The sequence below is a fragment of the Shewanella sp. MF05956 genome (genome assembly GCF_059758055.1).
The window spans coordinates 1-11,570 of the sequence record NZ_JCAYNV010000022.1 but is presented as its reverse complement, the minus strand read 5'-3'; the positions used below and the strand labels follow the sequence as shown (position 1 = coordinate 11,570).

At 39.5% G+C, this 11,570-nt stretch carries 6 protein-coding genes and 4 pseudogenes; 1 reads left to right on the top strand and 9 read right to left on the bottom strand.

Going from position 1 to position 11,570, the window contains the following annotated elements:
* Window positions 1–979: 979 nt before the first annotated feature.
* The 8 genes and pseudogenes from AC19MX_RS19140 to AC19MX_RS19105 all read right to left on the bottom strand — a co-directional run.
* Window positions 980–1,885, bottom strand: a pseudogene (locus AC19MX_RS19140) (cation diffusion facilitator family transporter); the annotation flags it as partial.
* Window positions 1,886–1,974: 89 nt separating this feature from the next.
* Window positions 1,975–5,163 (bottom strand): efflux RND transporter permease subunit, encoded by a 3,189-nt coding sequence (locus AC19MX_RS19135; protein ID WP_160056809.1) that lies wholly within the window; start codon window positions 5,161–5,163, stop codon window positions 1,975–1,977.
* Between the two features lie 26 nt (window positions 5,164–5,189).
* Window positions 5,190–6,359: an efflux RND transporter periplasmic adaptor subunit gene (locus tag AC19MX_RS19130; RefSeq protein WP_160056810.1), complete on the bottom strand. Its 1,170-nt coding sequence runs from the start codon at window positions 6,357–6,359 to the stop codon at window positions 5,190–5,192.
* Window positions 6,360–6,415: 56 nt separating this feature from the next.
* Window positions 6,416–7,660 carry a TolC family protein gene (locus AC19MX_RS19125; RefSeq protein WP_160056811.1) on the bottom strand — a complete coding sequence of 415 codons (1,245 nt, stop codon included), beginning with the start codon at window positions 7,658–7,660 and terminating at the stop codon, window positions 6,416–6,418.
* A gap of 104 nt (window positions 7,661–7,764) precedes the next feature.
* Window positions 7,765–8,112 (bottom strand): DUF2946 domain-containing protein, encoded by a 348-nt coding sequence (locus AC19MX_RS19120; protein ID WP_188741094.1) that lies wholly within the window; start codon window positions 8,110–8,112, stop codon window positions 7,765–7,767.
* 1,280 nt (window positions 8,113–9,392) lie between these two features.
* A complete protein-coding gene (locus AC19MX_RS19115) occupies window positions 9,393–9,755 on the bottom strand; it encodes a DUF6488 family protein (protein WP_160056812.1) in 363 nt (120 codons plus the stop codon).
* A gap of 10 nt (window positions 9,756–9,765) precedes the next feature.
* Window positions 9,766–10,011, bottom strand: a pseudogene (locus AC19MX_RS19110) (hypothetical protein); the annotation flags it as partial.
* A gap of 32 nt (window positions 10,012–10,043) precedes the next feature.
* A pseudogene (locus tag AC19MX_RS19105) lies at window positions 10,044–10,241 on the bottom strand (integrase core domain-containing protein); the annotation flags it as partial.
* A gap of 78 nt (window positions 10,242–10,319) precedes the next feature.
* Between AC19MX_RS19105 and AC19MX_RS19100 the strand changes: the two are divergent.
* Window positions 10,320–11,422, top strand: a protein-coding gene (locus tag AC19MX_RS19100; protein ID WP_286957275.1) for an IS3 family transposase whose coding sequence is annotated in 2 segments (ribosomal slippage) — window positions 10,320–10,584 and window positions 10,584–11,422 — 1,104 coding nt in all. Because the reading frame shifts where the segments join, the coding sequence is not laid out codon by codon here.
* A gap of 20 nt (window positions 11,423–11,442) precedes the next feature.
* On the opposite strand, the pseudogene AC19MX_RS19095 reads toward AC19MX_RS19100, so the two are convergent.
* Window positions 11,443–11,570 (bottom strand): annotated as a pseudogene (locus tag AC19MX_RS19095) (DDE-type integrase/transposase/recombinase); the annotation flags it as partial.

The window sequence follows — 11,570 nt, the reverse complement described above, 5'->3', positions numbered from 1 at the left end:
AAGTTCGATATGCAATAAATTTAAAGCTTATCAAGCCAGCCAGAATAAAAAAGGAGCCATTGCATCACATTCCCACTTTGACACTATGGTCGCAAATTAACTATAAGCTATTAAGTTTTATTAAATTAGTTTTTTTAATGCAAGCTAGGCAAGTGGGCACCTATAAGATTTTGACACTTCGACTCTAAACAAAGAGGGTTAGCACTTATTGCTGATATCTAGTGATCCATTCTAAAACCGATGCTTAAACTGTACAAAATGTGTAGCGGTTGTTCGTACTGTTTCATGCCTTTATCAATAGATTTCCTATGGCTAATTGTGATGGCTAAAAATAACTGAGTAACTACACTAACTGATATTGGGGCAGAAACGAGTTATTAACTTCGGTAAACTGTGATTCATCTGCTACTGCAAAACAGTCGAATCACCTACAAACTAAAGACCAATTTTACTCACCCACTACATACATTATCTGGCTAGCTACTTTATTCAGAGCCATAGGGCCACCTGATGATACAGATGGTTCACTCTTATCGTGGTGAATAACGCTTCATACGACTTCACGTCGCACGGGCAGAAATGAGTTAGTTTCTGATAAATGTGCTTCCAATGACAAGCTGTTGGGGTATGTGCAAATATGCTCAGTGAAAACAAATCACTGACCAGTCCTTGAAACTGATCTGACTCTAGCTCTGCTACTTATAGTTAACAGATACAACAATCGGATTAGTATTAGACAAGTTTATTCATCCTCTTTTAATAACTGAGCACCAAAATCAATTTCTACACTTTCAACTAAACTTTCAGCACTTCTACGCATACTTGCTGTAAGCGGCTGTAGTTTTTCGGGGTGTTGTTGCATGTCATTTTCAAGAATAGATAAAATTAATGCTGCACGATACTCATTTTCAGAACTCAGAGGCGTCTCTTCGCAATAAGTAATAATCTCATTTCCAACTGAAGGAGAATCAAGCCAGGCATCTCTACATATTTCGTCTACGAACTCAAATTCCAGTGTTGTATGTTCAAGATAAAAAGGGCTAAGTCGTGTTGATATTTCATGCTTTATTGCCATATATTCTTGTTGATCAAAATAATGATTCACTACTAAATGAGCTGTAAGAACATGCCTTTCGCCGTCAAGGGACCACAAATGGAAATGATGAATATCTTCAATAAACTTCAATGTTGATAATTCAATTTTTATTTTTTCTTGAATGGCTTTCTCAGGTGTTGCTTGTAAAAACAGACGTATTGCAGTACGGAGGTTTTTTAAGACATTAAAAAGAACAAATAATGTAAATCCTATTGAAAGTATGGGATCAAGTATTGGGAGTTCGATATATATTAGGACGATAGCAACAATTAATACGGCTACCCAACCTAAGACATCTTCCAATAAATGCCAATTAAGTACACGTTCGTTTAATGTTTTCCCTTCACTTAATTTGAAAGCAGCATAACCGTTAACAATCACCCCCAATATCGCTAACCACAACATGCCTTGAGCATCAGGCATTTCTGGCGATATCAATCGAGGAAATGATATGGTTAATACCCAAATCGATCCCGCGATTAAGACAACACCGTTAATTAGCGCACCAAGTAAAGAAAAACGGTGGTAGCCGTAACTAAACGTTTCATCGCGACTTTTCTTGCTGAGTTTGTTTAATCCCCATGCGAGACCAATGGATAAACTATCTCCTAAATCGTGAACCGCATCTGCCATTATCGCGGTACTGTTGGTTAACCAGCCGCCAATAAATTCGATAATAGTAAAACAAACATTTAATATAAATGCCCAGCCAATACGACTTGAAGACATATCTTTAGGAATATGACTGTGTCCATGGCTAGCTGGGTGTTGATGTGAATTGTCGGACATTACTTTCTCCTATAAATTGATATCCCGCAGCGAATACCTACGGGATATCTAGTTAAAGCAAACAGTTATATTTATTTAACCAAGCAGCACTACCTTCTCATTTCTTCAATCCGACCTTTAGAAAACCAAGCATAAAGTACGGGAAGAACAAATAAAGTAAGGAACGTCGCAGTGACCAATCCACCCACAATGACTGTAGCTAATGGTCGTTGTATTTCAGAACCAACACCATTTGACATGATCATGGGTATCAGACCGAGGGCGGCAATAATAGCCGTCATTAATACTGGGCGAAGTCTTGATATAGCACCTTCGTAAACGGCTTGAGCAATACTTTCCGTACCTGTTTCAATGCGCAGATTAATCGCTTCAACCATCACCACACCATTTAGAACAGCGACACCAAATAAAGTAATAAAACCAATTGAACTTGGTACAGATAGGTATTGACCGGAAATATACAAGGCAACTATGCCACCAATCATGGCTAAAGGTAAATTAACGAGAATGAGCATGGCTTGACCCACACTGGTAAAAGCAAAATATAATAACAACGCAATAATGCCAATAGAAAGTGGCACAACAATAGCTAGTCGTTGCTGTGCTCGTTGTTGGTTTTCAAATTGCCCACCGATATCAACGGAATAACCGGGAGGTAAATCAACCTTACTTGCAATTGCTGCTCGAATATCTTTTACCACACCACCCATGTCTCGACCTTGTACGTTGGCTTGAATAACGACGCGTCGCTGAACATCATCTCGGCGAACCTGAGGAGGGCCTGATTCAATGGCAATATCTGCAACATCACCTAGTCGTACCCATGCACCTGTTGGGGCTTGTAGTCGTAAATCAGCAATAGTTTGTTGCTGATCTCTAAACGCTTTGTCTATCCGCAGATAAATATCATAACGTTCATTACCATTAATGACCTGTCCTGCTTCCTGACCACCAATACCATTTCGCACTAACCTCATGACATCACCAATCGATAAACCATATCGAGACAATTGACGACGGTTTGGTCTGACGACTAACTGAGATTCTCCTTCTATTGGCTCCATAGCAACATCCCTCGCACCATCAACCCCTTGAATGGCATTAACAATAGCCTGACCTTGCTGAGCCAGGATATCGAGATCTGGACCGAATAGTTTTATTGCCAACTGTGCTTTAACTCCGGAAAGTAATTCATCGACACGGGTTGCAATAGGTTGAGAAAAATTCAGTAATAAACCAGGGAATTGCTCAAGCTTTTCTTCCATCAAGCCCTGTAGTTCATGGCGTGTTTTTGCGCTCGTCCACTCTGCGGTAGGCTTGAGACCAATATAGATCTCAATATTACTCACTGGCTCAGGATCGCCACCAATTTCCGCTCGACCAATACGACTGGCTGCGTAGGTAACTTCAGGAAATTCCAGTAATAATTTTTCCAGTTTAGGGGCAACTGAAAGCGCTGTCGCTAAACTGGTTGATGGAGCCATTGTTGCACGTAAATTAATAGTGCCTTCTTCAAGTTCAGGTACAAATTCAGTGCCTAAATGCGGTACTAAAAATAAAGCACCTACAAGCAAAGCTCCAGCTCCCAGAAGAATAACTTTTTTGGCATTCATCGCTTTTGTTAAACTACTGCGGTAAAGTTTCTCCAGTACACTAACTAAAGGGCTGGTTCTGGCTTTAAAGCCTTTTTGAAAGAAGTAACTGGCTAACGCGGGTACGACAATAAGTGATACGGCTAAGGACGCGGCCATCGCAATCATGATACTGATTGCCATCGGTTGAAATAGTTTACCTTCGACACCTTCTAAGCTAAATAAAGGGGCAAACACTACCATAATAATCGTGACGGCAAAAAATACTGGCTTAGCTACTTCTCTAGCGGCAATTTGTATACGTAAACCAACAGAGGTATCTTTTTCTACATCAAAAGGATTTTCACTGTCGTGTGTTCCTTCATGCTCATGACGACGATCGGGTTGACTAAGATGTTTGAAAATATTTTCCATCATCACCACCGCACCATCGACCATCATCCCTATAGCAACAGCTAAACCACCCAGTGACATTAAGTTCGCAGACAAGCCATTGTAGGCCATTACCGTTAACGCCATACCAACAGAAAGCGGAATAGAAATAAGTACCAATAAAACAGCGCGTACATTCAGTAAGAAAAGTACTAACACGATAACAATAAAGACAAAAGCCTCAATCAATGCTTTTGAAACCGTACTAACCGCTTTTTCAATTAGGTCAGCTTGGTCATAAATAGGTTCAAACGTGACACCTTTTGGCAGGGCTTGTTGAATGAGCGGTATTCTATCTTTTATGCCATCAATGGCAACTTTGGTATTTGCGCCCATACGTTTTAAAACAATACCTGATACAACTTCACCCAAAAACTTACTGCCGTTAACTCCTTCTCTTTTAGTCATGGTGACAGCGCCTTGTCTAATTTCGCTACCAAATTCAACAGTGGCCACATCAGCAAGATAAACAACAGTACCTTCAATTGTTTTAACAGGGATTTGTTTTAGTTCTTCAATACCTTTTTCATCACTACTTAACCAACCAACACCTCGAATAATAAGTTGCTCTTGGCCTCTATCCATATACCAGCCTCCCGCATTGTCATTATTATCTTCTAATGCATTAGCGATATCTTGTTGAGTTAATTGGTAAGCAAGCAAACGAGAAGGATTAATATTTACTTGGTATTGTTTAACATTTCCGCCGAATGCTAAAACATCTGTAACGCCATCTACTGGCATTAAGAGTAATTTAACCACCCAATCGTTAAGGCTTCGAAGTGACATGCTGTCATACCCCGAGTCTTCATCAGCGAGCAATAAATATTGATATACTTGCCCCAAACCAGAAGTGTTTGGGCCAATTTCAGGTGTACCAACCCCTTCAGGGATCAATTCTTTTGCTGATTGCAATCGTTCAAAAACCAATTGACGAGCAAAATAAATATCGGTGCCTTCTTTGAAAACAACCGTAATACCAGACAAGCCTGTTTTAGAAATAGAGCGTACTTCTTCAACATCAGGTAATGCATACATTACGGCTTCTATTGGAAAGGTTATGAGTTGTTCTACTTCTTCCGAAGCCAAACCAGGCGCCTCAGTATTAATTGCCACTTGTACGTTGGTAACATCTGGAAATGCATCCAAATTCAAACGAGGAATAATAAAAAAGGCCGAAACCGTGAACGCAATCAAGGCAAGAATCACCAATAATCGGTTAGCGACAGACCAGTCAATCAAACGATTTAACATGTGTTAGTTCTCCAATTATCAGTTAATTAATGGTTATGAGCATCAAAACTGCCTTTGGCAATTTCCGCGGCAACATAAAAAGCGCCAGTTGTAACGACTTTAGTACCTGATGGCAAACCAAAAATTTCACGTGATTTTCCCAGTTGTCGTCCCAATTCAACTTCGACACCTTTAAATTCGCCATTTTCTTCAACAAACACCATCCAATCACCATCACTACCACGCATTAATGCTTCTTCAGGCACAGTCAGAACTTTTTTGTCCGTTTCAAAGGCAAAATAGACATCCGCAAATAAGCCTGGATGAAGCTTATGACCGACATTTTGAACCTGTAAGCGTATAATACGTGTGCGAGTTACTGGGTCTATGGTATGAGCTTTTTGAGTGATCGTAGCTATGTATGTATTGTTACCTACATTTACTTGCGCCTTTGAATTTTCAGGTAAGTCCAATTCCATTGATGGAGCTAAACGTGCTTCAACCCATAACGTATCTTCATCAGCCAACTCAAATAAAGTACCGCCCGATTCTATGCGTTGGCCTTGACGAAAATTATCAGATAATACCGCGCCAGAAGTCTCAGCGTTTAGAGTGTATTGCCCCAGTTTTTTAGTGTTGGTAGTCAAAGAGATAATAGCGTCAGTAGATAAGCCAAACGCATATAATCGTCCTAAGTCAGCCTCAAAATCGGTCTGAGCTTCTATAAAGCGTTTCTCACCTACCGCTTTTCGACCAAGTTTTTGAACCCTTTTCCATTCTGAATCAGCGAGCCTATAGCTGGCTTGAGCTTCAGCCATTGACTCACTAAATAGGGTGACTAACGGTTGATTGATTTCAACATGATCACCTAAAGCAACATGGCGTTTTAGTATCACTGAATCTACTCTTGGCGAGACTAAATAACTGGTATAATCATTAGCCTTTATCTCCCCTTGAGCATAAATACTGTAAGCCATCGTCTGAGGCTCTAGTACGGTTATGTTAATTTCAGCTAAAGTTAATTGCCCCTTTGAAAGTTTAACTCCCGCACCTTCTTCCTCCTCATTTTTAGCTTCATGTCCATGTCCATCATCTTTTTCTTCAACATGCTTTTCGTTTTTTTCAGATGATTGAACATTTGCAAATGTCGCAGTAGTTATGGTTGTTATTCCACAAAAAAGTACGGCCAGCGTTATTAATTTAATTTGCTTATTCATATGTTTTTTCCAAAATTGGTTCATTGACTATTAATTATTCAAATTACATTTAATGATCAAGGCTGAGATAATTGTTGGAGCACAGTCTTAATTTGCCCCACTTGTAATAGCCAATCTATTTGGCTTAATTGAAATTGACTTTGTAAGTCTATGCCCGCTTTAAGACCTTCAGCACGCTGTTGTAAAGCGAGTAAATACTCGGTAGTGCTCACATCACCGCTTTGCCATTGCTTTTGCAGCAAGTCGCCACTACGTTTACCTCTTCCATCCATCAATTGTTGCCAACGTTGATAGTTTTTTTGATAAGTGAGCAAGGTGTCGATACTTGATTGAATAGAAAACCGTTGTTTGCGCATAATGGAGAGAAAATTTGCTTCGGCAGCTAATGCTTGTTGATTCGCAGCTCTTGCTTGTGCTGAAAAATTGTTGCGAATGTTCAGAGGCATTGAAAGCGTTACTCCAAGCACATTGTCTCCTGCATTTTTACCTGCATTTATACCGATAGTAGGGTCCGCTTTAGCCTCCAACATTGACAGTTGAGCATTACTTTTAGCTATTTGCCACTGCGCTTTTGCCTCTAGAACTAAAGGATGTTGTTGAAGCCATTGAGGTGATAATTGATAATTGCTGATAGTCAAACCTTGCGCAGGTAAAACCTCTTTATCCGGCGTCCAATCCTGCAGTAGCTCCTTGACTTGAGCTTCAGCTTGTTTTAATTGAACTTGTGCTTTTGCGGTAACATTCAACATTTGAGATAAACTTAAAAAAGTAAGTTCAGCATCTACTTGTCCAAGATCACCTGCTTTTTGACGATCCTTAACTAAATCAAGTATGGTTTCCAACTGCTTTTCTTGTTCTTGAGCTATAAAAGCTTGCTTTTTAGCTGCTTGCCAAGTAATTAACGCTTGTAAAGCTTGCGCTGTCTTTTCTTGAACAAGAAAGTCAAAGTGTTTGCTTGCTTGAGTTAAGCTAAAGTTAGCTTGTTGCTCTTTTGTTTCTCGTTTATCCCACCAATCAATCGTTTGATTAATGCCAATGGAATAATTATTAGCGTCACCTTCTCGCTCATAACCAGTCTCTAGTTCAGGATTATAAAGCGGTTGCTTGTTCCCTTCCGCATTTGAAAAAACAGCATTCATTTCTTCTTTGGCAGCAATAATATTTGGATGTTTGTTTATTTGCATTGACAGCCAAGACGTCGATGTTGGTTGTGCATTTGCTCTTTGTATATTGATTAACATAGCTAAAAACATACCGACGCATAGCATGGCGCAAATACTTTTTTTAAAAAATATTTTCATAAATTAAACTCATATTTATTTTGGTAGTGTTAACTGACGACAGTAAAATCGTAAGTAGACAAGAATATAAAGATGCTCAGCTAAAATGAGCTATTCAAATAGAGTTAACTTATAGGAGGGATTATTGGGTTATCAGAGTATGCATTAGCATATTGATATGAATATAGGTATTGATGAGTTACTAGTATATTGTGATCAATACTAGGTTTAGTTTGAGTCAAACATTGAGAATGAAACCCATGACAATGTCCACAGTGATGACAGTCCTCAACACTATGTTCACCTTCTATTGGTAATTCGTTATCAACTATTTGGCTATCATATTCGTGAGAATGTTCGGTTTGGATATGTTGTACATCTAATGTATGCGTTTCTTGTGAATTTGCAATAGCTACAAACGATTGTATTACAATCGCAATCGCTAATATTAAATTTAGAAACTTATTTTTCAAAGAAATAACCATCAGATGCACAAAGTTAAAGTAGAACATTTCTTATTGATTTCGTCAATTAAACTAAACTGTATTTTTAAAGACTGTTGTCGCTTAAGTCGTTAAACAGCTTCTTTGTATTGATCTGGATTTCTGCCAGTTTCGCTCGAAATCACAGTAGGTTTCACTAATTTATTCATGCTCGTTTCTTTTTCTAATAACTCTTGGTCGAATGATCGGATCAAGGAACGAGCATTTAGTTCCTTTGGGGAGCTAATTTCTTATCCGAAGCTCAGGTAATTTACTAAAGTTTGTCAAAGCTACTCCCTTGTACGGTTTCTCATTTCAGTTGATTATTTCCATAATCAACCAAGCAGGAATACCCCGATAGCAAGTCGGTTTGGGTACCACTAAAAAAAACATCTGCTCATCACAGACTTAAAATGTACTTCACCCCTTCGCAACGTTTAACTGCTTTTGACCGTTAACGTTCCATAAAACGCATTGTTGATGGTCAGCTTGTTTTTGTCCTCCACACCATTACAGGCTTTCACAGGCCAAGCTTAACTCACTACTACTACGGGGTCATCTGCCACCACACACTAAAATTGATCTTGGCTTTCGCCTTGACTCAATGTCTCCGGTCTATATCCGGATTCAGTGCCAGGCTTCCCCAGTTACTGCACTGACTCCCTGTTAACAATGCCACCCTCAAACACAGCTTAGGTCTGGCTGAGTATAGGACTTTGCGTTATTTTGCACGCTTACCCACCTCAACTGCCGAAGCAGGTTCACTTGCGTTGTGTACTGTTAACTTCCTATGGCTTCCTTCAGACCCTGTCGTTGACTAACAACGCCTTTGCGATTATCTTCCCCTCAGTAGGGTTGATCTGGGCATCTTTCAGCCTAGCGGGTTTGCCAGCTTCGCTGGGCAAAAAAAGCGACCACTCAATGAGTCGGTCGCTTTTTATTAGTTTCTAACTTTTCAGTTAGTAGCGATCTTTATGACTAGTTTCGAACATTATTTAACTTCCATAATAAATGAACACTGGGACACCATTACCCAAGCGATTCACATGATTATGCGACCATTTCAAGTTGACTAACTCAAGCTCTCATAATGTGTAGTAGTAAACAATTAGGATGATGGTGTTATCAATTGCCATTATGACCAACAGGCTTCTAAGTAGATAGTGCCGCCTTTAGACGCCTTGTTCTTATCCTGACTTAGTAAGAACAATGGTTGCGACTACTTCAATTAGAAGTAGTCGTTTGGCAATCACTATTACATTACTTACCGCTTATTTAAAGCCATTACTCTCTGATATAGCAACAACCTCGCCATCGTCTTCAATTTTAAAAAATATTGTCTTTTTTGTTTGTGAATTAGTCGCACTCACTACATAGCTTCCCCCATGGGTGCTTACAATGTTCACATCGGCAGTGCTTATGCTTTCCCACGATGAAGGCAATTTGCCCACTTCATATCCTAAGTCTTTAAATGTCAATTTCTGTATTGTTGTTATTGTAATACCCTTGACCTTTTCATCGTTCATATGACTATGTCTTGAATGATCCATACTTTTCATTCTATCTACATGTGCAAATGAATCACTACTGACAAGAGCGCTACAGATCACTAAAATTAAAATTAAATATCTCAATTACTTGTCCTTATGATTTTAAACCAATCACTTTATATTGACCTTTAACCAGTAATTTAATGGTTACAGGGGTGGTAGACTTATTTTTCCAATACCAGCCATGAGATCCTGCAAAGGGGGCGGTAAAACTCCCTTTCATCTCATCAGACGTGGCAATAACATAACTCTCGTAATATCCAGTTGTATCTCCTTCTGGTTCGCCGTGTAGATCGAAGAACAATGCGTCTCCATCAGTTAGCCATTCATAGGGTAATCTCCCCATTTTTAACTGAGATCAAAAGTAGATATTTAGGCCACTAGTGCCAGTTTTTGCTTTGGTGGGACACCACCAATTGCTGTATTGGGTCTTTCATTGTTATAAAACCATAGCCATTGTGTCGCATGTTCCTGTACCTCGGCAATACTATTCCAAAGATATTGGCTCAGCAATTCGTATCGCACAGTCCGATTATAGCGTTCTACATAAGCATTCTGCTGTGGATTGCCAGTGTAACCCTCCCTCCCTTAAAACCAGAATGTTTTAAATAGAGTTTTCCATTTACACTAAACCAAATGGAGAATCACATGAAAAAGACACGTTTTACTGAAAGCCAAATTATCAATATCCTCAAAGAAGGTGAGTCAGGCGCACTAACTGTGCCTGAGTTATGCCGCAAACATAATGTCGGTCAAAGCACCTATTACAAATGGAAATCAAAATATGGTGGAATGCAAGCCTCTGATTTAACTCGCATGCGTGAATTAGAAGCCGAAAATGCCAAACTTAAAAAGATGTTTGCGGATGTCAGCTTACAAAACATGGCACTCAAAGATATTGTTGAAAAAAAGCTATAAAGCCAGCAGAGCGGAAGGTGTTAGCCCACTATGCCATTCATGAGTTTGGCCTAGGAGTTGTGTTGGCTTGTGATGCATTACGGATCAGTCGTTGCACATTTTATTATCAACGTAAAAGTATCGATGATAATGACATCATTGAGGCCGTATCAGATATTGCTGAGAAGCATAGGGCTTATGGGTTTCGGAAGATATTCAAACGGCTACGACTCTTAGGGCATAAATGGAACCATAAACGCGTGTACCGTGTTTATTGTGGTTTAAAGCTTAACTTACGGCGTAAAGTGAAAAAGCGCTTACCTTCTCGAAAGCCAGAGCCGCTGGCTGTTCCAGCCAAAGTTAATGAGTGCTGGTCAATGGATTTTATGAGCGATAACTTATTTTCGGGCAAATCGTTTAGAACGTTTAATGTGATTGATGACTACCATCGTGAAGCTTTAGCAATAGAAGTGGACTCAAGCTTACCTGCGCAACGGGTTATACGTGTACTGGATAGAATCGCAGCCTATCGCGGTTATCCAAAGCGCTTAAGGCAAGATAATGGACCTGAGTTTATTTCAAACGCGCTTGAGGTTTGGGCAGAAGAACATGGCATTAAGTTAGATTTTATTAAGCCAGGGAAACCGACGCAGAATGCGTATATTGAACGATTTAATCGGACTTATCGAAATGAAGTATTAGACAGTTATTTGTTCAATAGCTTGACTGAAGTTAGGGAAATCACAGATAGTTGGATTGAAGAATATAATTATGATCGGCCACATGAATCACTGAATGATCTACCGCCCAAGATATATGAGCGATTAAATGAGGAAAACTCTCTTAAAATATGATCTATATAAGGGAGGGTTACACCAGGCTGAATAAATTTCAGTTCTACATCGTGTTTTTCAGCCCATGCAGCCAGCACCGCACTGATGTACTCTGGACCGTTATCACTGCGTATTTGTTTCGGTTTTCCACGCCATTCGATGATTTGCT

Coding starts and splice junctions, on each gene's coding strand:
- AC19MX_RS19135 (WP_160056809.1), bottom strand. CDS start 5,163: ATGTTAAATCGTTTGATTGACTGGTCTGTCGCTAACCGATTATTGGTG.
- AC19MX_RS19130 (WP_160056810.1), bottom strand. CDS start 6,359: ATGAATAAGCAAATTAAATTAATAACGCTGGCCGTACTTTTTTGTGGA.
- AC19MX_RS19125 (WP_160056811.1), bottom strand. CDS start 7,660: ATGAAAATATTTTTTAAAAAAAGTATTTGCGCCATGCTATGCGTCGGT.